22 protein-coding genes, 3 tRNA genes and 2 pseudogenes are annotated in these 22,502 nt (G+C 69.1%); 13 read left to right on the top strand and 14 right to left on the bottom strand.

Annotation, left to right across the window (positions count from 1 at the left end; all coding sequences use genetic code 11):
• A pseudogene (locus KBY67_RS09195) lies at positions 1-302 on the top strand (cysteine lyase); the annotation flags it as partial.
• A gap of 80 nt (positions 303-382) precedes the next feature.
• Entirely contained in the window at positions 383-688 is a 306-nt protein-coding gene (locus KBY67_RS09200) for a hypothetical protein (RefSeq protein ID WP_255110735.1), read from the top strand.
• A gap of 4 nt (positions 689-692) precedes the next feature.
• Here the strand turns inward: KBY67_RS09200 and aqpZ are convergent, their stop codons facing one another.
• The 4 genes from aqpZ to yidD all read right to left on the bottom strand — a co-directional run bounded on the left by aqpZ (position 693) and on the right by yidD (position 3,706).
• The gene (gene aqpZ, locus KBY67_RS09205) at positions 693-1,433 is read right to left on the bottom strand and encodes an aquaporin Z (protein ID WP_255110736.1); all 741 of its coding nucleotides are present in this window, start codon (positions 1,431-1,433) and stop codon (positions 693-695) included.
• A gap of 95 nt (positions 1,434-1,528) precedes the next feature.
• A complete protein-coding gene (locus KBY67_RS09210; RefSeq protein WP_255110737.1) occupies positions 1,529-3,055 on the bottom strand; it encodes a UDP-N-acetylmuramoyl-L-alanyl-D-glutamate--2,6-diaminopimelate ligase in 1,527 nt (508 codons plus the stop codon).
• A 52-nt stretch (positions 3,056-3,107) separates the two neighbouring features.
• On the bottom strand, positions 3,108-3,431 hold the full coding sequence (locus tag KBY67_RS09215) for a glutaredoxin family protein (protein WP_255110738.1): 324 nt from the start codon (positions 3,429-3,431) through the stop codon (positions 3,108-3,110).
• The gene (yidD, locus tag KBY67_RS09220; RefSeq protein WP_255110739.1) at positions 3,410-3,706 is read right to left on the bottom strand and encodes a membrane protein insertion efficiency factor YidD; all 297 of its coding nucleotides are present in this window, start codon (positions 3,704-3,706) and stop codon (positions 3,410-3,412) included. The genes KBY67_RS09215 and yidD overlap by 22 nt, the downstream gene beginning before the upstream one ends.
• A 71-nt stretch (positions 3,707-3,777) precedes the next feature.
• Between yidD and rpsD the strand changes: the two genes are divergently transcribed.
• A complete protein-coding gene (gene rpsD, locus KBY67_RS09225) occupies positions 3,778-4,386 on the top strand; it encodes a 30S ribosomal protein S4 (RefSeq protein WP_255110740.1) in 609 nt (202 codons plus the stop codon).
• Positions 4,387-4,538: 152 nt separating this feature from the next.
• On the opposite strand, the gene trpC is transcribed toward rpsD, so the two are convergent.
• The 5 genes from trpC to KBY67_RS09250 all read right to left on the bottom strand — a co-directional run bounded on the left by trpC (position 4,539) and on the right by KBY67_RS09250 (position 8,183).
• Complete coding sequence (gene trpC, locus KBY67_RS09230) at positions 4,539-5,423, bottom strand: indole-3-glycerol phosphate synthase TrpC (protein WP_255110741.1); 885 nt, start codon at positions 5,421-5,423, stop codon at positions 4,539-4,541.
• A 49-nt stretch (positions 5,424-5,472) separates the two neighbouring features.
• Entirely contained in the window at positions 5,473-6,921 is a 1,449-nt protein-coding gene (locus KBY67_RS09235) for a dihydrolipoyl dehydrogenase (RefSeq protein WP_255110742.1), read from the bottom strand.
• Complete coding sequence (locus KBY67_RS09240; protein ID WP_255110743.1) at positions 6,918-7,805, bottom strand: RNA methyltransferase; 888 nt, start codon at positions 7,803-7,805, stop codon at positions 6,918-6,920. Before KBY67_RS09240 ends, KBY67_RS09235 begins: the two co-directional genes overlap by 4 nt.
• Complete coding sequence (locus tag KBY67_RS09245) at positions 7,780-8,028, bottom strand: hypothetical protein (protein ID WP_255110744.1); 249 nt, start codon at positions 8,026-8,028, stop codon at positions 7,780-7,782. Before KBY67_RS09245 ends, KBY67_RS09240 begins: the two co-directional genes overlap by 26 nt.
• Before the next feature lie 71 nt (positions 8,029-8,099).
• A tRNA-Leu gene (locus KBY67_RS09250) sits at positions 8,100-8,183 on the bottom strand.
• 184 nt (positions 8,184-8,367) lie between these two features.
• Here KBY67_RS09250 and murA point away from each other — a divergent pair.
• The 5 genes from murA to KBY67_RS09275 all read left to right on the top strand — a co-directional run bounded on the left by murA (position 8,368) and on the right by KBY67_RS09275 (position 12,929).
• Positions 8,368-9,669: a UDP-N-acetylglucosamine 1-carboxyvinyltransferase gene (gene murA / locus KBY67_RS09255; RefSeq protein ID WP_255110745.1), complete on the top strand. Its 1,302-nt coding sequence runs from the start codon at positions 8,368-8,370 to the stop codon at positions 9,667-9,669.
• A gap of 31 nt (positions 9,670-9,700) precedes the next feature.
• A tRNA-Leu gene (locus KBY67_RS09260) sits at positions 9,701-9,782 on the top strand.
• 80 nt (positions 9,783-9,862) lie between these two features.
• Positions 9,863-11,050 carry an aspartate aminotransferase family protein gene (locus KBY67_RS09265; RefSeq protein WP_255110790.1) on the top strand — a complete coding sequence of 396 codons (1,188 nt, stop codon included), beginning with the start codon at positions 9,863-9,865 and terminating at the stop codon, positions 11,048-11,050.
• A 44-nt stretch (positions 11,051-11,094) separates the two neighbouring features.
• Positions 11,095-12,273: a folylpolyglutamate synthase/dihydrofolate synthase family protein gene (locus tag KBY67_RS09270; RefSeq protein WP_255110746.1), complete on the top strand. Its 1,179-nt coding sequence runs from the start codon at positions 11,095-11,097 to the stop codon at positions 12,271-12,273.
• Positions 12,274-12,323: 50 nt separating this feature from the next.
• Positions 12,324-12,929, top strand: coding sequence for a pentapeptide repeat-containing protein (locus tag KBY67_RS09275; protein WP_255110747.1), 606 nt, complete (start codon positions 12,324-12,326; stop codon positions 12,927-12,929).
• Here KBY67_RS09275 and KBY67_RS09280 read toward each other — a convergent pair.
• From KBY67_RS09280 to KBY67_RS09290, 3 genes are read right to left on the bottom strand one after another with little or no spacing between them, the layout of a single operon-like run.
• Complete coding sequence (locus tag KBY67_RS09280) at positions 12,926-14,404, bottom strand: FAD-binding oxidoreductase (protein ID WP_255110748.1); 1,479 nt, start codon at positions 14,402-14,404, stop codon at positions 12,926-12,928. The genes KBY67_RS09275 and KBY67_RS09280 overlap by 4 nt on opposite strands.
• Before the next feature lie 52 nt (positions 14,405-14,456).
• Entirely contained in the window at positions 14,457-15,791 is a 1,335-nt protein-coding gene (locus KBY67_RS09285; protein ID WP_255110749.1) for an amidohydrolase family protein, read from the bottom strand.
• Between the two features lie 26 nt (positions 15,792-15,817).
• Positions 15,818-16,267 carry a DUF4359 domain-containing protein gene (locus KBY67_RS09290; protein ID WP_255110750.1) on the bottom strand — a complete coding sequence of 150 codons (450 nt, stop codon included), beginning with the start codon at positions 16,265-16,267 and terminating at the stop codon, positions 15,818-15,820.
• A gap of 42 nt (positions 16,268-16,309) precedes the next feature.
• On the opposite strand from KBY67_RS09290, the gene KBY67_RS09295 reads away from it, so the two are divergent.
• Positions 16,310-16,382: transfer RNA gene (locus KBY67_RS09295), tRNA-His, on the top strand.
• Positions 16,383-16,474: 92 nt separating this feature from the next.
• Here the strand turns inward: KBY67_RS09295 and KBY67_RS09300 are convergent.
• Positions 16,475-17,365 (bottom strand): annotated as a pseudogene (locus KBY67_RS09300) (DUF1611 domain-containing protein); the annotation flags it as partial.
• A gap of 71 nt (positions 17,366-17,436) precedes the next feature.
• Positions 17,437-18,573: a dipeptide epimerase gene (locus tag KBY67_RS09305; protein ID WP_255110751.1), complete on the bottom strand. Its 1,137-nt coding sequence runs from the start codon at positions 18,571-18,573 to the stop codon at positions 17,437-17,439.
• A gap of 40 nt (positions 18,574-18,613) precedes the next feature.
• On the opposite strand from KBY67_RS09305, the gene miaB reads away from it, so the two are divergent.
• The 4 genes from miaB to KBY67_RS09325 are packed head-to-tail and all read left to right on the top strand — an operon-like array spanning position 18,614 to position 22,408.
• Positions 18,614-19,993 carry a tRNA (N6-isopentenyl adenosine(37)-C2)-methylthiotransferase MiaB gene (gene miaB, locus KBY67_RS09310; RefSeq protein ID WP_255110752.1) on the top strand — a complete coding sequence of 460 codons (1,380 nt, stop codon included), beginning with the start codon at positions 18,614-18,616 and terminating at the stop codon, positions 19,991-19,993.
• A gap of 50 nt (positions 19,994-20,043) precedes the next feature.
• Positions 20,044-21,165, top strand: a complete 1,122-nt coding sequence (locus KBY67_RS09315) for a D-alanine--D-alanine ligase family protein (protein WP_255110753.1) — start codon at positions 20,044-20,046, stop codon at positions 21,163-21,165.
• Positions 21,162-21,572, top strand: a complete 411-nt coding sequence (locus KBY67_RS09320) for a hypothetical protein (RefSeq protein WP_255110754.1) — start codon at positions 21,162-21,164, stop codon at positions 21,570-21,572. Before KBY67_RS09315 ends, KBY67_RS09320 begins: the two co-directional genes overlap by 4 nt.
• Positions 21,569-22,408 carry an FtsQ-type POTRA domain-containing protein gene (locus tag KBY67_RS09325; RefSeq protein WP_255110755.1) on the top strand — a complete coding sequence of 280 codons (840 nt, stop codon included), beginning with the start codon at positions 21,569-21,571 and terminating at the stop codon, positions 22,406-22,408. Before KBY67_RS09320 ends, KBY67_RS09325 begins: the two co-directional genes overlap by 4 nt.
• Positions 22,409-22,502: the final 94 nt, after the last annotated feature.

Here is a 22,502-nt window from a genome sequence, read left to right on the forward strand (position 1 = left end):
CGGCGCAGCAACGGCTGGAGCTGATCCAGGAGCGCAGCCACCAGCTCTGGCATGGGCTTACCCAGCTGCCGGGCGTGCATCCCCTTCTGGAGGTGCCGCCACCGGCAGGCCTGGTGAGCTTCGTGGTGGAGGGAGTGGCTCCAGGGGATCTGGTGCATCAGCTGGGGCAGCGGGCCATCTGGCTACGCACCCTCGACGATCCCCACTGCCTCAGGGCCTGCACCCACATCACCACCACAGGCGAAGAGGTGGAGCTGCTGCTCGATGCCCTGGCCGAACTCAGCAGCCTGGGCCGGCCCTGACCCGGAGCACCAGTTGCTCAACCTTGGCTGTCAGGCCGGAGGAAGGCGATCAGACTGATCCAGTCGTCGTGTCTCCTGCCATGCGTCCCCTTCCCCTGACGATCCACCCGGGCTTGTCACTGCTGGGTGCGGCATTCCTCGGTGCCTCCTGTCTCGTGGCATCGACCACACCGGCCTGGGGCAGTCCGGCCAGTCTCACTCCGCCCCTCGAAGGAACCCAGGCGCCAGGGAGCGAAAAGGAATCACCCTATGCCGCTCCCAAGGAGACCATCGCCTCTGCCCCCTTGGTCAACACCGGCAAGCTCTGGGCCCTGCTGGTGCCGATCACGCTGGCCACAGGCAGCTACCTGGTGCTGCGCAGCCGTGAAGACAAGGAAGAGGCCTGAGCACTCAGTCGCTGCGACCATCCAGCAGGTAACGCTGCACCCAGCCGGCCAGCAGGGCGCCGGCAATGGGCGCTAGCCAGAACAGCCACAGCTGGCCAACGGCATCGCCGCCCACCCAGAAGGCCACGCCGGTGCTGCGGGCCGGGTTCACTGAGGTGTTGGTGACCGGAATGCTGATCAGGTGAATCAGCGTCAGCGACAAACCGATCGGAACGCCGGCCAGGTCCTTGATCGCATCCCGGTGGGTGGTGCCAAGAATCACCAGCAGGAAGATGAAGGTGAGGACCACTTCGATCACCAGAGCCGGCAGCAATCCGTAGCCACCGGGTGAGTGGGCCCCGAACCCGTTGGTCGCCAGGGGGTTGCTGCCGGTCAGCGCGAAGCCGGGTCGACCACTGGCGATGCCGAAGAGCAGTCCGCCGGCGATCAGGCCCCCCAGCACCTGAGCGACGATGTAGGGAAGCAGCTGTGAGCCTGGATGGCGGCCGCTCGCCCAGAGGCCGAAGGTGACGGCGGGGTTGATGTGGCAGCCAGAGATGTGGCCGATGGTGTAAGCCATCGTGAGCAGGGTGAGGCCGAAGGCCAGCGATACCCCAAGGAAACCAAGACCCAGAGGATTGGCCTCGGCCTGGGCGTAGGGGAAGACGGCGGCCAGCACAGCACTGCCACAGCCGCCGAACACCAGCCAGAAGGTGCCGATCAGTTCAGCGAGGAACTTCCTCGACAAGGGCACGGGCGAAGCCATAGGAAGGCGGAGTGAAGATCTGGAGCCTGGTCAAGGTACGGGGCAGGACGCCTGGCGGACTACCGCATCGGCCACTTCCAGGCGCTGCCCTGCCTTCAGCCAAGCCTGGAGCGCAGTGCCTGCTCCGCCTGCTCCCGGTCGTCGAAGTGAATCTTGGTGGTGCCCAGGATCTGGTAATCCTCGTGGCCCTTGCCGGCGATCAGGAGCAGATCGCCTGGGCTTGCCGCGGCGACGGCCGCCGCGATCGCCGCGGCCCGATCTGGCTCCACCACCAAGTCGGTGCCGGCCGGAATGCCCGCCACCACATCGCTGAGGATGCGCTGGGGATCCTCGGTGCGGGGGTTGTCGGAGGTCACCACCACCCGGTCGGCCAGCCGCGCGGCGATCGCGGCCATCTGGGGGCGCTTGCCCCGGTCGCGGTCGCCGCCGCAGCCGAACACACAGATCAGCTGGCCCTGGGTGAAAGGCCGGCAGGCCGCCAGGGCATTCTCCAGGCCATCGGGGGTATGGGCGTAGTCGACCAGCACCGCCGGCAGCTCAGCGGCCTCGGGCAGCACCACCCGCTCCATCCGGCCGGGCACGCCCCGGAAGCTTGGGATCGCCTTCAGCAGCTTGTCCAGGGGCAATCCCTGCTGCTGCAGCACCCCCACAGCCTGCAGCAGATTCATCAGATTGAAGCGGCCCACCAGGGGGGAGCGGAACTCCCCACGCCCCAGGGGGGTGATCAGGGTGCCGCTCACCCCATCGGCGGCGAAGACCAGGTCGTCGAGCCGCAGCTCGGCCAGCTCATCGGGGCGCGCTTCAGCCGTCGCCGCAGCCAGGGAACTGCGCCAGAGCCTCTCCCCAAGCGTCCCCGAGAGCCGCTCGGCCAGTCGGGCGCCCCAGGGGTCGTCGATGTTCACCACCGCCGTGCCATCCAGCCGCTCGGGTGAGAACAGACGGGCCTTCGCCTCGAAGTAGGCCTCCATCGAGGGGTGGTAGTCGAGGTGGTCCTGGGTGAGGTTGGTGAACACGGCGCCTGCGAAATGGCAGCCGGCCACCCGGCGCTGGTCGAGGGCGTGGGAGCTCACCTCCATGGCCGCCAGCTGGGCTCCGGCGTCCACTGCTTGGGCTAGCTGGCCTTGCAGCACATCGGCAAAGGCCGTGGTGTGCGCCGCCGTGACGCTGTGCCCCGGCCAGCGGTTGATCAAGGTGCCGAACAGGGCTGTCGACTGGCCGCAGCCGGCACTGAGGTGCTCGATCAGATACGTGGTGGTGGTCTTACCGTTGGTGCCGGTGACACCGATCACAGCCAGGCGGCGGCTGGGGTCGTTCCAGAACGAGGCCGCCAGCCTGCCAGCCCATTCCGCCACCGGGTCCTGCAGCACCAGCACAGGATCGGCTGGCCCCGGGGGGCGCTGGGCTGCCGCCGCTGGTCCGATCAGCGCCGCCACCGCTCCCCGCTCCAGGGCGGTTGGCCAGAAGCTTCCCCCATCCACCTGCCCCCCGGGAAGACCGATGAACAGGGTGCCGGCGGCGACCCTGCGGGAATCACAGCTGAGGCCGGTGACAACGGCATCGGGCAGATGGGCAGGAATCGCCATAGCGCAGTCCTGCAGGAGGGAGTGGAGCAGCTGGGGCATCAGGAGGTCGTCCCCAGGGGCTGGGGCCGGCGCGGTTGGAGTTCGGGCTGTTTTAGGCGCTCAAAGGCGGACCAGGCAGCTCCGCCAGACACTTCCGCAGCCAACGCTGCAGGCCATCGCCCCCCAGCCGCGGCCCGACCCTCGGCAAGAACTGCGGCCGCCCCTGCCGGACCACCGCCAGCAGGGGCACCTCAAGGCCATAGCGGGCCTGAAGTTGGGGATCGTGATCCACATTGACCACCTGCAGCGGTGGAGGCGGCACCAAGGCCCGCAGCCGCTCTTCCAGGCCCTGGCACAGGCAGCAGCCATCACGGCTGTAGAGCAGCAGCTCCGGCAGGGGGGTAGCGGGCAGGTTCACTCGGGCACCGGATCGCATCCGCAGGGGGTGAAGGGGTGGCAACGCAGCAGGCGCCTCAGGGTGAGCCAGCCACCTCGCCAGGGGCCGTGACGCTGGATCGCCTCAAGGCCATAGGCGCTGCAGCTGGGGATGAAGCGGCAGCGGGGACCGAGCAGGGGCGAGAGCCAGCGGCGGTAGCCGCTGATCAGGGTGAGCAGGAGCTGCTGCAGCGCCCGGCTGAGACCTGAGAAGCCAACGGATAGGATCGACAACTGGCGTTGCACGACCGGGTGCTTGGAGGATGCCTCCAGCATGCTCCCCGGACGGCCTGGCCCACGGCCAGCCTGCGCTTCGTTCCAGAACCCCGTCCTCTGTTTCTGTCTGCATGTCTCGCTACCGCGGTCCTCGCCTGAGGGTGACGCGGCGCTTGGGAGACCTTCCCGGTCTCACCCGTAAGTCCGCCAAGCGGGCTTATCCCCCCGGTCAGCACGGCCAAGCCCGTCGCAAGCGCTCCGAATACGCCATCCGCCTCGAAGAGAAGCAGAAGCTTCGCTTCAACTACGGCATCTCCGAGCGCCAGCTCGTGCGCTACGTCAAGAAAGCGCGCGCCCAGGAGGGTTCTACCGGAACCAACCTGCTGAAGCTCCTGGAGAACCGTCTCGACAACATCTGCTTCCGCCTCGGCTTCGGCCCCACTGTTCCCGGTGCCCGCCAGCTGGTGAACCACGGCCACATCACCGTGAACGGCCGTGTCGTGGATGTGCCCAGCTACCAGTGCCGCCCCGGCGACGTGATCGTCGTGCGTGAGCGCAAGGCCAGCCGTCAGCTGGCCGAAGGCAACCTGGAATTCCCGGGTCTGGCCAACATCCCCCCCAACCTCGAACTCGACAAGAACAAGTTCACCGCCAAGGTCAACGGGCGGATCGAGCGCGAGTGGGTGGCCCTCGAGATCAACGAACTGCTGGTGGTGGAGTTCTACAGCCGCAAGGTCTGAGTTCCCAGTTCAGTTCTTGGCTGGCTCCGGCAGGAGCTGGCCCACCCAAACCCCCAGCTGGACCCTCCTACTCTGTAGAGGCTCCGGCTGGGGGTTTTCCCTTGACCTCCAGGGCCCCTGGCCGCCCGCAAGCCGCCGCCGGCCAGGGAGATTCAGGCTCCGATCAGGGTCTCCAGCGCGAGGGTCACGTCGGCTTCGCGCATCAGCGCCTCGCCCACCAGCACGGCATCGGCGCCGGCGCCCATCACCCTGTCGAGATCATCGCGGCTGGCCAGCCCCGACTCGCTCACCAGCAGGGCGCCCTTCTGGCGAAGACGCTCCCCGAAGCGGGCCATCAGCTCCTCGGTGGTAGCCAGATCGGTGTGGAAGCTGGTGAGATCACGGTTGTTGATGCCGATCATCTCCACCCCATCGAGGGCCAGCGCCCGCTCCATCTCAGCGGCATCGTGCACCTCCAGCAGCACCCCCAGGCCGAGGGCATGGGCCACCTTCAGCAGGTAGGTGAGGTCCTGGTCGGTGAGGATGGCGGCGATCAGCAGGGCGGCATCGGCCCCGGCGGCGCGGGCCTGATACAGCTGGTAGGGGGTGAGGATGAAGTCCTTGCAGAGCAGGGGCAGCTCCACCGCCTGGCGCACGTCCACCAGCACCTCGAAGCCCCCCTGGAAGAAAGCCTTGTCGGTGAGCACCGAGAGGCAACTGGCGCCCCCCGCCTGGTAGCCGCGGGCGATGGCGATGGGGTCGAAGTCTGCGCGGATGACGCCCTTGCTGGGGCTGGCCTTCTTCACCTCGGCGATCACGGCCGGCTTGCGACAGCTGGCGCGCAGGGCGGCCACGAAGTCGCGGCATGGGGGCAGGTCGGCCACCTGCTGCTTGAGCTTGTCGAGGGGAACCCGCTCCCGCGAGCTGGTGAGTTCCCGGTCCTTTTCCCAGAGGATTTCCTCAAGGATGTGGCGCGGGGCCGCCTCCTCGTGGGGAATGCCGAACTGCAGGTGGGCCACCCGCACGGGGAGATTGGGCGGGCGGCGACGGATCTCCAAGGATTGGCGGCAATGGAAGCAGTGAAGCGATCGTAGGAGCGCTGAGGCGTCAGGCCAGAGCGGCGGCCGCCTGCTTGTAGGCCACCTCCACCACTTCGCTCAGGGTGGGGTGGGTGTGCACCTCGTTGGCCAGCTCGCGCACGCTCTGGCGCCGGGCCACGGCATTGGCGATCTCCTGGATCAGGTCGGCGGCATGGAGGCCATAGATGTGGGCCCCCAGCACCTCACCGCTGGAGCGGTTGAACAGCAGTTTCATCAGGCCGTCGCTCTCCAGCTCCGCCAGGGCCTTGGAGTTGGCCTTGAAGTAGCTGCGCACCAGCCCCAGCTCGAAGCCGTCGCTGGCGGCCAGCGCTTTGGCGTCAGATTCACTCAGGCCCACGGAGCTGATCTCGGGATGGGTGAAGGTGGCTGCCGGAATCGAGCGATAATCGATCAGGCGCTGGTGACCCAGGATGTTGTCCACGGCCACGCCTCCCTGGGCAGCGGCCGTATGAGCCAGCATCATCTTGCCGGTGACATCGCCGACGGCCCAGAGATGCGCCAAAGGCTTGTCATCCACCAGCACGCGCATCGCCTCATCCACCGGAATAAAGCCGCGGTTGGTGGTCACCCCGACGCTCTCGAGGTTGAGCTCCTTGCTCACGGGCACCCGGCCGGTGGCCACCAGTACCGCATCCACCTCCAGGATTTCCACCGGCTCACGGCTGACCATCTCCACCAGCTCGATTCGCACCGGTGAACCCGGGGTCACCGTCTTGGCCAGCACGCCGGCGCGAGCGTCGATGTCGCGGCCATCGATCAGCTTGCGGGCGGCGATCTTGGCGATGTCGGGATCAAAGGTGGGCATCACCCGATCGAGCGCCTCGATCATGGTGACCTCACAGCCAAGGGCCGTGTAGACGTCGGCGAACTCCAGGCCGATGTAGCCGCTGCCGATGATCGCGATCCAGCGGGGCAGCCACTCCAGGCTGATGGCCTCGTCGCTGGTGAAGACGGTGCGGCCGTCGGTTTCGATCCCGGGGGGAACAAAGGGGTCGGAGCCGGTGGCGATGATCACGTCGCGGGCGGAGTACACCCGCTCGATGCCGCTGGCTTCACGCACAGCCACCCGCTGGGGCCCCTCCAGCCGGCCCTTGCCGCGCAGGATCGTGGCGCCGGCGCGCTCCAGGCTCCTGGTGAGGTTGGTGCGGATCGTGGCCACCAGCTGGTTGGCGTGGTCAGCGATCTTCTGGCGCTCGAAGCGCACCGGAGCCGCATGGATGCCGAAGCCGCGCAGGTGCTCCGCATCGGCCAGCTCCCGCACCCGGCCACTGGCAGCCAGAAGGGCCTTGGAGGGCACGCAGCCCCGGTTCACGCAGGTGCCACCCATATCACGGGATTCGACGATCGCCGTGCGCAGGCCATGGTCGGCAGCGTGCTTGGCGGCGTCGAAGCCACCGTAGCCGGCACCGATCACGATCAGATCGAAGTCAAAGCTGGCTGCACTGGCGTCGCTCACCTGAACTGCTGCGGTTGTTGCCCCGCATTCTCCCCCGTCAGCTGACGCCAGCGCTCCAACAGCAAGGGCGCGGCGGCCACCGCCACATTCAGCGATTCCACAGCCCCGCTGTGGGGAATGGTGACCAGGTGGCTGCTGGCCGCCAGCAGCTCCGGCGCCAGCCCGGCTCCCTCGTTACCGAGCAGCAACACGGTGGGGCGGGTCCAGTCGAGCTGCCAGTAGGGCCTCCCGCCGGCCACCACCGAGGCCACCACCTGGGCTCCGCCGGCGCGGGCGCTCTCGAGGCGGGGCAGCAGCTGCTCCAGCCGGCGGCAGGGCAGGGCCAGAGCCGCACCCGCCGAAGCACGCAGCACCTTGGGCTGGAAGGGGTCGGCCCCCTCCCCCAGCCAGAGCTCCTGCACTCCTGCCGCCAGGGCCGTGCGCATCAAGGTGCCGAGATTTCCGGGGTCCTGGAGGCGATCGAGCGCCAGCACGAACTCGAGGCACTCGCCCCCAAGTCCCTGGTCAGCCGGCGGCTGGGGCCACGGCAGTGTCAGCACCACCCCATCGGGGTGGGCGGTGGTGGCCACCGCCTCCAGCACCGGCTCAGCGACCGGCTGCAGCACGGCGGCCATCCGCGGATGGGCCGCCAGCAACGCGTGGTGGCGCTCGATCCAGCCGGGGCTGGCTAGCACCTGATCAAGCGACAGACCCAGGCGCAGGGCCTCCACCAGCAGATGGGTGCCCTCCACCAGCAGCAGGCCCTGCTCCCGGCGGCCGCGGGGCTGGTGCAGGGCGCGGAGCCGACCCACGAGGGGATTGCGGCGGCTGCTGATCAGCTCAGGGGCGCGGGAATGCCCAGCGGAGCCCTCACTGGCCTCAGAAGGTCTGACGGCGGCGCACATGCGTGGAGTCCTTGATCAGGATCCCGGACTCTTCCAGATCGAGGCCACGGATCGAGGCCACCTCACCTTCGATGCCCTCGCTGCTGAGGTTTTCCACCAGGCGGCTCACGACGATGTCTTCGATGGTGGCTTCATCCATGCCTTCGGGAGTGAGGCTTTCCAGGAACTTACCGATCTTCTTGGCGACCACCTCAGAAGAGTTCGTGATCTTGATGACAATCATGGGTGGGGCGGCACCACGGCCGGAAACACTGGTCCCCGCAGGGGAGAGAAGAGGGCGTGGGCTGGAGAAAGTGCGGATGGGGAGACTTGAACTCCCACGACATTGCTGCCACTAGTACCTGAAACTAGCGCGTCTACCAATTCCGCCACATCCGCTGGCGTGCCACCGAAGCGACTGAGAAACCTTAAATCACGGCGGGCCGCCCCGACCAGCGCCAGACCACCTGCCAGAGGCGATCAGGCAAACTTGCGACTATCCATGACAGTTTCATGGGCGGACGCCTAGACGGTCGCTGGCTTGGTTGTCAAGATTCCGGAACCAAAAGTCGGCCCGATTGCCATGACTCTGACCGTCGCACCGACGCCCACCTCACTGCTTGTGCCCCAGCTCGAGATCACCGGTGGACGACGGCTCGCCGGTGAGGTCCGGGTCAGTGGTGCCAAGAATTCCGCCCTGGTGCTGATGGCGGCCTGCCTGCTCAGCCGCGACACCCTGCGCCTGAGCAACGTGCCGCCCCTCACGGACATCGCCGGCATGAGCGAAATCCTCACCGCCCTCGGGGTGCGCGTGAGACGGGGGGGCGACTGGGTGGAGCTCGATGCCAGCCACCTCAGCCAGTCGACCCCTCCCTATGAGCTGGTGAACAGCCTGCGGGCGAGCTTCTTCTGCATCGGCCCCCTGCTGGCCCGCCTGGGCATGGCCAAGGTGCCCCTGCCCGGTGGCTGCAAGATCGGATCCAGGCCGGTGATCGAGCATGTCAAGGGCCTCAAGACCCTCGGCGCCCAGGTGAGCATCGAGCACGGGGTGGTGTCAGCCGCCGTGCCGGGCCGCAGCCAGCGTCTCAGCAGCGGCCGCATTCACATGGAATGCCCCAGCGTCGGCGCCACCGAAACCCTGATGATGGCCGCCACCCTGGCGGATGGCGAAACGGTGATCGAGAACGCCGCCCTTGAGCCTGAGGTGGTGGATCTGGCCGGTCTGCTCAACGCCATGGGCGGCCGCGTCAGCGGCGCCGGCACTCCCACGATCGTCATCGATGGCGTCGAGCGCCTCCACGGCGCCGACTACGCGGTCATCCCCGACCGCATCGAAGCCGGCACCTTCCTTCTGGCCGCTGCCATCACCCGCTCCACCCTCCACGTCACCCCGGTGGTCCCCGACCACCTCGGCGCCGTGTTCAACAAGCTGGTGGAGGCGGGCTGCGAGCTGACTGCCGATGGCGAGGGCATGACCCTGCGGGCTGAGCAGATCAAGGCCGTTGACCTGCGCACCCAGCCATTTCCCGGCTTTCCCACCGACCTGCAAGCCCCCTTCATGAGCGTGCTGGCCACAGCCCAGGGCACCAGCATGGTGGTGGAGAACATTTTCGAGAACCGCCTTCAGCACGTGGCTGAGCTGCAGCGCATGGGTGCCGATATCCGCATGCAGGGCAACACCGCCCTGGTGGAGGGGGTGGCTCGGCTCAGTGGCGCTCCTGTGCAGGGCACCGACCTGCGCGCCTCGGCCGCGATGGTGCTGGCCGGTCTGGCCGCCGATGGCGTCACCACCGTTGGCGGCCTGGAGTTCCTGGATCGGGGCTACGCCGATTTCGAAGGCAAGCTCAACGCCGTCGGCGCCTCAATCCGGCGCCTGGAGCCCTAAGCCAGCAGCTGCCACGTAAAGTGGCACTCGCGGGAGCGTGCCGGAATTGGTAGACGGACTCGACTCAAAATCGAGCGCCTTCGGGCATGTGGGTTCAAGTCCCACCGCTCCCATCACCATGGCTCGGACCAGCCAGCCCCCCCCCCAGCCGCAGGCACCCACGGAGGTGGTTCATAGGCCGGCCTCGGCGGTAATGGACACCTATGCCCGCCTGCCACTGGAGCTGGTCAAAGGGCGTGGGGTCTGGGTGCGCGACCAGCAGGGACGCCGCTATCTGGATTGCGTGGCCGGGATCGCCACCTGCACGCTGGGCCACAGCGATCGGGTGATGCGCCGGGCCCTGGGTCAACAGCTGGGCAAGCTGCAGCACGTCTCCAACCTCTACAGGATTCCCGAGCAGGAGGAGCTGGCCCGCTGGATCGTGGGGCGCAGCTGCGCTGATCGGGTCTTCTTCTGTAATTCCGGCGCCGAAGCCAATGAGGCCGCCATCAAGCTGGCCCGCAAGCACGGCCATCAGGTACGTGGGATCGAGCGGCCGCTGATCCTCACGGCCCAGGCCAGCTTCCATGGCCGCACCCTGGCCACGGTGAGCGCCACAGGCCAGCCTAAATACCACCAGGGCTTCGAGCCGATGGTGGAGGGTTTCCACTTCTTCCCCTACAACGACACAGCAGCCTTCGAAGCACTGCTGAGCCGCTGTGAAGCCGATGGTCCGCGCGTGGCGGCTGTGATGCTGGAGCCCCTGCAGGGCGAGGGAGGCGTCAACCCCGGCGATCCGGCCTTCTTCCAGCGGGTACGCCAGCTCTGCGATCAGCACAGCATCCTTCTCATCTTCGACGAGGTGCAGATCGGCATGGGCCGCAGCGGCTGCCTCTGGGGCTACGAAAAGCTGGGTGTCGAACCCGATGCCTTCACCACAGCCAAGGGGCTGGGCGGTGGCTTCCCCATCGGCGCCCTGGCGGTGAAGCAGGCCTTCGATCACTTCCGCCCCGGCGACCACGCCAGCACCTTCGGCGGCAACCCGCTGGCCTGCCGCGCCGCCCTGACGGTGGCCCAGGAACTGGAGCGGCGCCTGCTGGTGCCCCATGTGCAGCAGATGGGCGAGTTGCTGCAGCAGGTGCTGGCTGAGCTGGTGGGCCGCCACCCCCAGTGGCTGGAGGGGGTGCGCGGCTGGGGTCTGCTCCAGGGCCTGGTGCTCAGGCCGGAGGCCCCCACCGCCCCCCAGATCGTCCAGGCCGCCATTGAGAAGGGCCTGCTGGTGGTGCCCGCCGGGCCACGGGTGGTGCGCCTGGTGCCGCCCCTGGTGATTCAGCCCCGCCAGCTGCGCCTGGCGGTGGCGCTGCTGGAGCAGGCCCTGTTATCGATTCCTTCGCCGACCTGATCGAGCCGTTCAACCGCCGCGGGGTTGATCTGGGCCTGGAGCGGATGGGCAGCGCCCTGGCGGAGCTGGGCCATCCCGAGCGCCGCTACGCGGCGGTGCAGGTGGCGGGCACCAACGGCAAGGGATCGATCTGCACCCTGGTGCACGCCGCGCTACTGGCCAGTGGCCTCCGCGCCGGGCTCTACACCTCCCCCCACCTGGTGAGCTGGTGTGAGCGCATCCGGCTGGGGGAACAGCCCATCGCCGAGCCGCAGTTGCGCCAGTTGCTGGGCGACCTGCAGCCCCTGGCCCGGCGCCACGACCTCACCCCCTTCGAGCTGGTGACCCTGGCGGCGTTCCAGGCCTTCGCCGACGCCGGCCTCGAGATCGTGGTGCTGGAGGTGGGCCTGGGGGGACGACTGGATGCCACCACCGTCCACCCAGACCGCCAGGTGCTGGGATTCGCCTCCATCGGCATGGACCATGCCGAGGTGCTCGGCGCCACGATCGCGGCCATTGCTGCGGAAAAGGCAGGCATCTTCTGCCCCGGCAGCCTGGCGGTGAGCGGCCCCCAGCAACCTGAGGCCGCGGCGGTGCTGCGTCAGCGCGCCATCGAGAGCGGCAGCCCCTTGCTCTGGGTCGACCCGCTGGCCAGCGACGGCGAGCATCTGCTGGCCGGCCAGCTGCGCTGGCGCAGCGGCCTGCCCGGCCTGGTGCAGCGCCACAACGCCGCCGTGGCCCTCGGCCTGGTGAGGGCCCTGCGCCAACGGGGCTGGACGATCCCCAATCAGGCCATCGTTGAGGGCTTTGAGGGGGCCCGCTGGCCGGCGCGGCTGCAGCCGGTGCTCTGGCGGGGGCACCCGCTGCTGCTGGATGGGGCCCACAACCTGCCGGCCGCCGAAGCCCTGCGCCAGGAGCTGGATCAGGCCGGGGCCAGCGAAGGCGGCCGCTGCTGGCTGCTGGGGGTACTGGCCAACAAGCCGGCACCAGCGATGCTGCGCACCCTGCTGGCCCCATCCGATCGGGCCTGGCTGGTGCCGGTGCCGGAGCACGCCTGCTGGAGCCTGGAGGACCTGCTGGCAGAGGCGCCCGAGCTGGCCGGACGCCTGCTGGCAAGCCCCACGCTGGCTGAAGCCCTCGGCGCCGCCACGGCCAGGGCTGGCGGCCAGGCGCTGGTGGTGGCGGGATCGCTCTACCTGATCGGCGGACTAATCGCTTCAGGGGCCCTCCAGGACTCGTGGTGATCCATCGGGGTGATCCAGGAGAGAGTGGAGACCACTTCCCGCAGCAGCCCATGACCCCTGCCACGCATCCGCTCCAGCCCCAGGGCCACCAAGGGCAACAGCAGCCCCGCCGCGGCAGACCCGCCACCCTGGGCGCCCTGCTGCTGGCGCTGCTGGTGGCCGCGCTGCTGAGCGGCCCCTGGAGCGCCCCCGCCTTCGCCCTCGACACCAGCACAGGGGTGGGCCTGCAGGATCGTGCCCTGTTTCAAGACCGGGTCGATTACACCCTCACCAACCAGGACGGCAAGGACTTCAGCGGCCAGCAACTGGCCAACACCTCCTTCGCCGGCGTAATGGCCCGGGATGCCGATTTCAGTGGCGCGGATCTGCGCGGAGCGATCCTCACCCAGTCGGCGTTTCTGCGTTCCGACTTCAGCGGCGCCGACCTCTCCGATGCCCTGATGGACCGGGCCGATTTCAGCGGCACCGACCTGAGCGGTGCCCTGCTGCGGGGTGTGATCGCCGCCGGCAGCAGCTTCAGCGGCGCCCTGATCGATGACGCCGACTTCAGCGATGCCCTGCTGGATCGCTCCGATCAACGCTCCCTCTGTCTTCGGGCCCAGGGCACCAACCCCACCACCGGAGTGAGCACCCGCCTCAGCCTCGACTGCCCCTAAGCCACGCTGCCAGGCCAAGGAGCGCTCGCCCCAGGTCGCTCAGTCCAGCCCCGCAACTTGCCGGGGTTGAGCAGCCCGGCCGGGTCGTAGGCCTGTTTGGCCGCCACCTGATCGGTGTCGATCACCCCCAGGCCGCCGTCTTCCACCGTGAGCACGTGGGGGTTGAACAGGAAGGCCCCCAGCTGCCGGGCCTGCTCCATCAGCTCCAACAGCGCCGCCCGACCCCGCCAGCGCACCAGGGGCAAGGCAGCCAGCCGCTGGCTGCCTTGCTGACGCACGGCCTCCAGGTGCCAGAGCAGATCATCCCCCCAGCGCTGCTTGAGGGCGTCGAGCGCCGGGGCCTCCGGTTGAGGCAGAAGCATCTGCAGGTAGGTCCAGCCGGGGTCGTGGGCGCGCATGTGCAGGGTGGTGTGGTTCCAGCAGAGCTCCCGCAGGGGCACGCCACGGCTGCCCTGCTCCGGCGCCTGCCAGACCAGCCGCCCGCCCAGGGCCGCCAGCAGCGGCTCCAGGACCGGCAGGGCATCGGCGGCGGCTAGCAGCAGCAGGCGATGTCCATCGGCCGCGGGACAGGTGTCCGGGCCATGCCCCCCCGGACAGGGCAGCTGCCGGGCCACCGCTGCTTCCAGCAGACAGAGGCCATTGAGCAGCAGGGCGGTAGCGGGCAGGCTGCGGATCGCCGCCAGGGCGGCCGTCCAGCTGCTGAAATCGACCACCAGCTGCTGCCAGGGCACTGCCGCGGCCGTGGCCACCGTCACGGCGGTGAGGATGCCGTTGCTGCCGTAGGCGTGGTTGAGCGGGGCGCTGGCGCTGGCATCGAGCTGAAGCAGGCGCGGCTCCGGCTCCACCGTCACCACCTCCAGGGCCAACAGGTGGCCGGGATCGCGCAGGAAGCCCCAGCGCACTGAACCGATGCCGCCGGAGCCGCCGGCGATGAACCCCCCCAGGCTGGCGCTGCGGCGGGTGCTCGGGGTGAGGCGCAGCTCCCGGCCATAGGGCGCCAGCTGCTGCTCCAGGTCGGACAGCAGGCAGCCTGCCTCGGCGGTCAGTACGCCGCTGAGGGAATCCAGCTGGCGCACCTGGTTGAGGCCACTGAGGTCGAGCACCACACCCCCCGCCAGGGGAACGCACTGGCCGTAGTTGCCGGTGCCGCTGCCGCGCAGGGTGATGGGCACCCCATGGCGGGCACAGGCTCCCGCCACCAGCCGCACCTGCTCCGAACAGCTGGCTTTGACCACCAGCTGGGCCAGCCTGTCTTGCAGCAGGGGCGTCAGCACCGGCGAATAGGAGAAGAAATCGCGGGAGAGCCGCTCCAGCTCCGGCCCGCTGCGGATCAGCACCAGACCCGCCGCGGCGCCTGAACTCAGCTCGGCCACCAGTGCCTCCATCTGGGCGTCGCTGGCGGGCGCCGGCAGGTCGCTCGGCAGCTGGCTAGCAACGGCCAGCTCAGCGGGACGGAGGGCTGGATCGAGGGGCACAACAGCGGGGCGGCAAACAGCAGGCGGAAACTCACGCCTGCTTCCGGTCTAGTCAGCCGAGCTGGACCAACCCAGAGCCATGGCCATGGCTCGCCGCCATCCCCTCCAGCTGCGCCGCCAGCTCCGGTCGGGCCGGGGCCGGTTCCGGCAGCCACTGGCCAGCACGCAGCACCCGCCGCTGGGGAGGCCGGCAGAGCAGTTCACTCCAGCTGCCGGCGGCCAGCACCACCAGATCGGCTGGGGCCCCGCAACGCAGCACCCCGTCCCACTCCAGGCCCATCAGGCGGGAGGCGGCGGTGGTGAAGGGGGCCAGCCCCTGCCGTTGCCAGGGGGCCAGGTGGGCCGCCGGCAGGCAGAAGCGCAGCAGCTCCAGGGGATCGAAATCCCCACCCGGATGCCAGGGGTCCTGCACGTTGTCGCCCCCCACCGCCACCGTGACCCCGGCGCGCTGCAACTGACGGATCGGGGCCAGGGGGCGGCTGGCCGGGGTGTTGCCCGCAGCGTGGCCCAGCAGCCAGAGGTTGGTGGGGGGCAGGGCCACCACCGCCAGGGAGGCGTCGGCCATGGCATCAGCGAGCCGACTCAGGCGGGCTGCCCCCAACTGAGACATCGAGCAGCTGTGGCTGCAGGTGACCGGCACACCGATGCGGTGGCGCCGCACCAGCCTGGCCACCATCGCCACCCCCGCACCCCCCCCATCGCCGCTCTCATCGACGTGCAGATCCACCGGAGCCCCCAGGCTGTCGGCCAGCTGCAGCAGGGCCAGCAGCCCCTCAGCATCGGCACGGCTGGGGGCCATGGGCGCGCCCAGTACACCCCCCAGCAGCACCGCTCCCTGGGACCCACGGCTCACCAGCTGGCGGGCCAGGGCCGCGCCAGCCGCCGTGGCCCAGTGCCGCACCGGCACCAGGGCCACCAGCTGCAGGCACAGCCGCGGAGCCCAGCGCTGTTGGAGCTCCAGCAGTCCCTGCCATCCCGGCTCGGCACCGGAGCCGAGGCTGTCAATATGACTGCGCACGGCCCTGAGGCCATAGCGCCAGCCCCGCTCCAGGGCCCGTTCGCCCCGCTCCAGCACCTGCTGGAGGCTGCGGCCCTGGTGCTCCGCCAGGTTGGCCGCCAGGGCACCCTGCATCGTGCCCTCCGGGTTGGGGTGGCCCTCCCAGCTGAAGGCCTTGTCGAGGTGGGCATGGGGCTCCACCAGGGGGGTGAGCGCCAGGGGCAGCAACTCCCCATCGCGGCGGGGGTGGGCCTCGATCGCCGTGATCACGCCGTGCTGATGGCTCAGGCGCACCGCCACCAGTCCGCCCTCATCAGCCGGGGGCAAGTTGTTGAGCTGGGGATCGATCAGGGCACGCGGCAGCAGCAGCGGTGGCAACAGCTGAGGCATCACAGGAGGAAGCGATTCAGTCGCGCTCACCAAAGCGCACGATCGGCGGAGGCCCTCTCCTGGTCGTTGTCGCTGGAGGTGGTCAGGATCCTGAAATGCCCGGCGGCCGCCACGGTCAGCACGCGGTACACGGGGAGCTCGAGAAACGGCAGTACCGAGGGGCCACCGATCCGGGTGCGGTAGAGGCTGAACAGTCCGAAATTCTGCCTCCGGGTGTTGCGGCGGGCCAGGTCGCCGAGCACCTTGTGCTGGCTGCGGATCAGCTCAGGACAGTTCTGGATCGCCAGCTGCAGAGGCATCGGCAGGCGCTTGGCACAGACCTCTTCCACCGCCAGTTCAGCCAGCTGGTCGCCGGCGAAGCCCTCGAATTCCTCCATCCCTGGATTGGTGAAGGCCAGGGCAGCGCCGGTGACCCCTCCGCCCAGGGCCAGGACGGTGCCCCAGCGGGCGAGGCGAAGCGAAGAGGCGGGCCGCAAAGGGAGGGTGCAAGGCTGCTTGATACATTGGCAAAGACCACGGCGGGCGTCGCCAAGTGGTTAAGGCAGCGGCTTGTGGTGCCGCCATCCGGGGGTTCGAATCCCCTCGCTCGCCCTGAATGAAACCAGCAGTCGATCGGCTGCTGGTTCATCCCTCACCGGATCTGCGCAGGGAATCCCTAGCGCCTCACTGAGGGCGGCACAGGCCTCATCAGCACGGTCCTGGGCCAGGCCGGCGGTGTTCAAGGCCACCGCCTTCACCCGGGGCGATGTCGTGCCCATGGGCCGGCCCAGGGCCGCCAGACCCTCCAGCACGCTGATCAGCTCAGAGAGCGGTGGCAGCGCCACCTGGGGATGCCTGTTCACATGGCTCTGGCCAGCGCGGTGCACCAGCAGCAGGGCGGTGGGCTGGCTGCCGCGGATGAGGGGCAGGGTGGCGGACGAACCAGGGTGGCAGAGGGAGCCCTGGCCCTCCACAAACAGCAGGCTCTGCTGGCTGCAGGCCGGCTCTGAGGCCACCTCCAGTAAGGCCCGCTCCACCGCCCCGGCGGCGTAGTCGACGCGGACGGCATCCAGGGGCACGCCCGTGCCGCTGATCAGGATGCCGGCCTGGCCTGTGCCGACGAAACGGGCATCCGCTCCAGCCCGCCGGGCGGCGGCGCTGAGCTCCAAGCAGGCACTCATCTTGCCCACCGCCATGTCGGTGCCCACTGCTAGCACCCGCTCACCCGGCAGGGCTGCCGCCCGGGCCGCGGCCACCTCCAGGCCGGGGGGCTCCTGGCGCAGATCCCAGATCCACTGTCCAGGCCCCCGCAGGGCGGCCAGCTGAGGATCAGAGGCCAGGAGGGTGTGCAGCCCGCTGGCCAGGTGCAGGCCGGCCCGAAGGGCCGCCGCCAGATCGGCTTTCAGCTCGGGCGGCAGCTGCCCGCCCGATGGGGCTAGCCCCACCACCGCCACCGCCGGCTGATAGGCCAGGGCGGCATTGAGGTCGGCCACGATCGGCACCCGCCGCCGAATGCCGGTGATGGCCTCCAGCTCGGCGCCGGCATGGGCCGGATCCACCACCGCCACCACCGGGCCCTGCCGGTAGCGCAACATCGCCAGGCCCGTCTTGCCCGAGAGGTTGTCGAGGCCGCCGTGCAGCAGCAGCACCACCGGCGCATCGACGCTCAGCACGGCGCACCAGCGGCAGCGGCTCCTGGTGCCTCGATCACCCCCAGCCCGGGGCGAGCGGAGGGCAGGGGGTGATCGGCCTGAAGATCTGGGCCCTGGAAGGGATCGTCGATCAAGTTCAAGTGGCTATCGAGGTCGGGCCAGCGCACCAGCGGCAGCAGCTGGGAGGCGGCGCCATTGAGCAGGGCGCTGTCGGAGTAGCAGCCCAGCATCAGATCCAGCCCAAGGCTGCGGGCGGTCTGGGCCATCAGCAGGGCCTCACTGATGCCTCCGCTCTTGAGCAGCTTGATGTTCACCCCATCCACGTGGGGGGCCAGGCGCAGCAGATCGGCCAGGTTCCAACAGCTCTCATCGGCCACCAGGGGAATCGGGCAGCACAGATCAAGGGCCTCGAAGCTGGCGGCATCGGCATCGGGGTCGAGCTGAGCGGGCAGCGGCTGTTCCACCAGCACCACCCCCTGCTCCGCCAGTGAGGGGATCAGCTGCTGGGCTGTGGCCAGATCCCACCCGCCATTGGCATCCACCTGCAGCTCACTGACTGCCGCGGCCCCATGGCGCTGGGCCTGCTCCTGCAGCCGCCGGGTCACCGCCCGCACCAGGGCGCGGTCGTGGTCTGGGCCATCAGGGCTGCCCAGCTTCAGTTTCACCCGCTGGGGCCAGCAGCCCAGACGCTCCTGCCAGAGATCGAGCCGGGCCAGCACCTGCTCCACCTCAGCCAGACCGAGGGTGACGCTGGTGGGACTGCAGGCGGCCCTCTCCAGGCCCCAGAGACGCCAGAGGGGCTGACCCAACCGCTGGCCCCACCAGTCGTGCAGGGCCAGATCGATGGCGCAGCGGGCCGGCGGGGACAGCGGGGACAACCAGGGCTCCAGGGCCTGGAAGGCCGGCAATTGCGCCGCAAGAGCCCGCCCTTCGTCGGAGGCGAAGCGGGGTAGCAGGGCCTCCAGCTCCGCCGCCACCGCCTCGGTGCTGTAGCTGCGATGGCCGGTCTCGAACCCGCCGGTTTCGCCGCGCCCCACGAGCCCGTCGTGGTCCAGCTCCACCACCAGCCGCCGCACCGACGCCGTGGTGCCCCGGCTGATCGCCAGGGGCACCGCCTTGGTGAGCGTGATCCAGCGAAGGCGTGCCTGCATCCCACAAGTTTCGGCCATGGTCGAAACTTGTGGGATGACGGTGACCACCCCAACGCGCGGCAGCTACTGGATCACCACCTTCGGCTGCCAGATGAACAAGGCCGATTCCGAGCGCATGGCCGGAATCCTTGAAGGCATGGGCTATAAACCCGGAAGTGGTGAGCACAGCGCCGATCTGGTGCTCTACAACACCTGCACGATCCGCGATAACGCCGAGCAGAAGGTCTACAGCTACCTAGGCCGCCAGGCCCAACGCAAACGCACCAACCCCCACCTCACCCTGGTGGTGGCCGGCTGCGTGGCTCAGCAGGAAGGGGAAAGCCTGCTGCGGCGGGTGCCTGAACTCGACCTGGTGATGGGTCCCCAACACGCCAACCGCCTGGAAACCCTGCTGGAGCAGGTGGCCAGCGGCCAGCAAGTGGTGGCCACCGGCGAGCACCACATCCTCGAGGACATCACCACCGCCCGCCGCGAGTCGACGGTGTGCGCCTGGGTGAATGTGATCTATGGCTGCAACGAGCGCTGCACCTACTGCGTGGTGCCCTCGGTGCGCGGCAAGGAACAGAGCCGCAGCCCCGCAGCCATCCGCCTGGAGATGGAGGAGCTGGCGCAGCGGGGCTTCAAGGAGATCACCCTGCTGGGGCAGAACATCGACGCCTACGGCCGCGACCTGCCCGGCATCACCCCGGAGGGCCGCCGTCAGCACACCCTCACCGACCTGCTCCACCAAGTCCACGACGTGGCCGGGATCGAGCGGATCCGCTTCGCCACCAGCCACCCCCGTTACTTCACCGAGCGGCTGATCGAGGCCTGCGCCCAGCTGCCCAAGCTCTGCGAGCACTTCCACATCCCCTTCCAGAGCGGCGACGACGACGTGCTCAAGGCGATGGCGCGCGGCTACACCGTGGAGCGCTATCGGCGCATCCTCGAGCGCATCCGTGAGCGCATGCCCGATGCGGCGATCAGCGCCGATGTGATCGTGGCCTTCCCCGGTGAAAGCGACGGCCAGTACCGCCGCACCCTGGCCTTGATCGAGGAGATCGGCTTCGACCAGGTGAACACCGCCGCCTATTCGCCCAGGCCGGGCACCCCAGCTGCCGACTGGCCCGATCAGCTCAGCGAGGCCGTGAAGGTGGAGCGTCTGCAGGAGATCAATGCCCTGGTGGAGCGCACGGCGCGCCGGCGCAGCGAGCGCTACCGGGGACGGACCGAACAGGTGCTGGTGGAGGGCGGCAACCCCCGCGATCCCAGCCAGCGCATGGGCCGCACCCGCACCAACCGGCTCACCTTCTTCCCCGATCCGGCCCCATCCCCCAGCCCAGGGGAGCTGGCCAGCGGCGGCATCCAGCCGGGGGATCTGGTGAACGTGCGCATCGAAGAGGTGCGTGCCTTCTCGCTTACCGGCGTGGTGGTGAGATGAAACAGGGCGGGGCTGATACGTTTGGCGCCGACTCGGATCCAGCCGCCCCCATGCCCAGCTCCCCCCGCTGCGTCGGCCTGGTGTTCGGGGGGGCCTCCGATGAGCATGAGGTCTCGATCCGCTCGGCCATCACTGTGCTGGGAGGTCTCAGGGAGGGCGAGAACCTCCTGCGTTACCGGGTCCTGCCCTTCTACATCGATCGTCGCGGCCGCTGGTGGGGGCCTGAGCTGGCCGAGGCCGTGCTCTCCAGCGCCGCACCAGCCACCGACGAGCAGCTGCGCCGGTCCGCCACGGATCAGCCCCTGGGGAGCACCGGCTTCCGCGCCCTTCCCAGCCAGTCGGAAGGCGTTGATGTCTGGTTTCCGGTGCTGCACGGTCCCAACGGCGAGGACGGCACCATCCAGGGTCTGTTCACCCTGATGCAGGTGCCATTCGTGGGCTCTGGCGTGCTGGGCTCGGCCCTGGGCATGGACAAACAGGCCATGAAGGCCGCCTTCGCCGCCGCGGGCCTGCCCCAGGTGCCCTACGCCTCCGTGCAGGCGGCAGACCTGCTCCAGGACGCCGAGGGGCTGCTGGAGCGGCTGGAGCGCGATCTGGGGTTCCCCTGCTTCGTCAAGCCGGCCAACATGGGGTCCTCGGTGGGCATCAGCAAGGCCAGCGATCGCAGCTCCCTGCTGCAGGGCCTGAAGCTGGCCTCAGGCCTGGATCCGCGCCTGGTGGTGGAGCAAGGGGTCACGGCCAGAGAGCTGGAGTGCGCCGTGCTTGGTCAGGGGGCGGGGGGCCAGGGCGGCCTGCAGGCTTCGGTGGTGGGGGAGATCCGTTTCGCCGCCGACTGGTACGACTACGAGACGAAGTACACGGCGGGGCTCAGCTCCACTGTGATTCCGGCCCAGCTGCCCGAAGCCGTGAGCGAGAGCCTGCGCGCCATGGCGCTTCAGGCCTGTGCCGCGGTGGCCGCCGAAGGGCTGGCCCGGGTGGATTTCTTCTACGACGACGCGGCGCAGCGGCTCTGGCTCAACGAGATCAACACCCTGCCGGGCTTCACCAGCCAGAGCATGTATCCGATGCTCTGGGCTGCCAGCGGCGTGCCGCTGGCAGATCTCGTGCACCAACTGGTGGAGAGCGCGGGAGAATGGGACGGTGGACCATCACACGAGGACCCGGCGGAATGAGTCACGGCTTGCTCTGGCTGCCCCTGCTGGTGGTCTTCGTACTGCTCACGGCCTTGGGGTGGCTGGAGCGGCGGCGTCAACGGCTCTTCCGCGACTGGGCGGCAGGCTCGGAACTCTCCAAACTCGATGGCTGCGGCGCGGCGCGGCTCAGTGAGGGGGTCGTGACCTGGAGCACCTTCGAAGCCGGGGTGCTCAAACCCCAGGGATCCTTCGTGATCAGCAAGCTGGAACTACTGGAGCTGATGTCCCTGGGATCGGGGGATGCTCCCCTCACCGAGGAAAGCCAGGGCAGCTGCCGGGTGCGGCTGGTGGGCGATGGCCAACAGGAAGATCTGCCCTTCTCCGATGCCGAGCGGGCACGCCGCTGGATGGATGAATTGATGGCCCGCTCCCGTTGTGAGCTGTGAGCTCAGGTCCCCAGGCACCAGGAGTGGAGCGACGACGGCAGTTGCGGCTGCAGCGCCGGCAGGAGCGGCTGCGTAACGTCTGGCGGATCGTGGTCTTCTCAGCCGCCGCCGCTGGCCTCGGCTACGGCCTGCTGCGCCAGGGCTGGACCCTGAGCGGCCCCTCGCAGGTGGAGGTGAGCGGCAGTGAGCGCATCAGCCGAGAGCAGGCGATCGCCGCCGCCGAGCTGCGCTTTCCCATGCCGCTGCTGACCCTCGATCCTCGCCTGCTGCGCTCCGAACTCCTCGAGGCCCTGCCGGTGGAGCAGGTGACCGTGGAGCGGCTGATCCTGCCGCCCCGACTGCGCATTGAACTGGTGGACCGCCAGGTGGTGGCACGGGCGGAGCGGCGCACAGCCAGGGGCAGCGAGCAGGGCTATGTCGATCGGCTTGGCAACTGGATCAGCAGCAGTCAGCAGGGCATGGGATCCAGCGGCAGCCAGCCCGAAACAGCGATCCGGGTACAGGGATGGCAGGGCCGCTTCAGACCCACCATCGTCCAGCTCATCGACCGCCGCAACGACCTGGGAAGCCCCCTCAGGACCATCCGCTTCGAGCCCGACGGCACCCTCTGGCTGACCACCGGCACCCTGGGGGAGGTGAAACTCGGTGGCCCGGACGGCGACCTCGCCCATCGCCTGGATGTGTTGCGCTACTTGTCAGGGGAACTGCCGAAGCGAATGCAGGGGCAGGGGGTGCGTTCCATCGATCTCAGCGACCCGGACCAGCCCGAACTGGGGCTGCCCGCTCCGGCAGCCGCTGCCACCAAGCCGAAACGGCCTGGGCAAGGTGTGGACTGAATCCGCTGGAGCACGCGGTCAGCAACGGCCTGCAAACCCGCACCGACCCATTGCGAGAAAATCGAATTCACGCAAAAGTGCCGCATCGCACAGG

Source organism: Synechococcus sp. RedBA-s (assembly GCF_024345495.1).
Taxonomy (GTDB): domain Bacteria; phylum Cyanobacteriota; class Cyanobacteriia; order PCC-6307; family Cyanobiaceae; genus Regnicoccus_A.

Bases quoted from the DNA above. Each gene is read 5' to 3' on its own strand.
- KBY67_RS09215 (WP_255110738.1), bottom strand. From the start codon at position 3,431: ATGCGATCCGGTGCCCGAGTGAACCTGCCCGCTACCCCCCTGCCGGAG.
- KBY67_RS09285 (WP_255110749.1), bottom strand. From the start codon at position 15,791: ATGCCTCAGCTGTTGCCACCGCTGCTGCTGCCGCGTGCCCTGATCGAT.
- murA (WP_255110745.1), top strand. From the start codon at position 8,368: ATGACTCTGACCGTCGCACCGACGCCCACCTCACTGCTTGTGCCCCAG.
- yidD (WP_255110739.1), bottom strand. From the start codon at position 3,706: ATGCTGGAGGCATCCTCCAAGCACCCGGTCGTGCAACGCCAGTTGTCG.
- KBY67_RS09305 (WP_255110751.1), bottom strand. From the start codon at position 18,573: ATGCAGGCACGCCTTCGCTGGATCACGCTCACCAAGGCGGTGCCCCTG.
- KBY67_RS09320 (WP_255110754.1), top strand. From the start codon at position 21,162: ATGAGTCACGGCTTGCTCTGGCTGCCCCTGCTGGTGGTCTTCGTACTG.
- KBY67_RS09270 (WP_255110746.1), top strand. From the start codon at position 11,095: ATGGGCAGCGCCCTGGCGGAGCTGGGCCATCCCGAGCGCCGCTACGCG.
- KBY67_RS09200 (WP_255110735.1), top strand. From the start codon at position 383: ATGCGTCCCCTTCCCCTGACGATCCACCCGGGCTTGTCACTGCTGGGT.
- KBY67_RS09240 (WP_255110743.1), bottom strand. From the start codon at position 7,805: ATGTGCGCCGCCGTCAGACCTTCTGAGGCCAGTGAGGGCTCCGCTGGG.
- KBY67_RS09315 (WP_255110753.1), top strand. From the start codon at position 20,044: ATGCCCAGCTCCCCCCGCTGCGTCGGCCTGGTGTTCGGGGGGGCCTCC.
- KBY67_RS09210 (WP_255110737.1), bottom strand. From the start codon at position 3,055: ATGCCCCAGCTGCTCCACTCCCTCCTGCAGGACTGCGCTATGGCGATT.
- KBY67_RS09275 (WP_255110747.1), top strand. From the start codon at position 12,324: ATGACCCCTGCCACGCATCCGCTCCAGCCCCAGGGCCACCAAGGGCAA.
- rpsD (WP_255110740.1), top strand. From the start codon at position 3,778: ATGTCTCGCTACCGCGGTCCTCGCCTGAGGGTGACGCGGCGCTTGGGA.
- aqpZ (WP_255110736.1), bottom strand. From the start codon at position 1,433: ATGGCTTCGCCCGTGCCCTTGTCGAGGAAGTTCCTCGCTGAACTGATC.
- KBY67_RS09245 (WP_255110744.1), bottom strand. From the start codon at position 8,028: ATGATTGTCATCAAGATCACGAACTCTTCTGAGGTGGTCGCCAAGAAG.
- KBY67_RS09265 (WP_255110790.1), top strand. From the start codon at position 9,863: ATGGACACCTATGCCCGCCTGCCACTGGAGCTGGTCAAAGGGCGTGGG.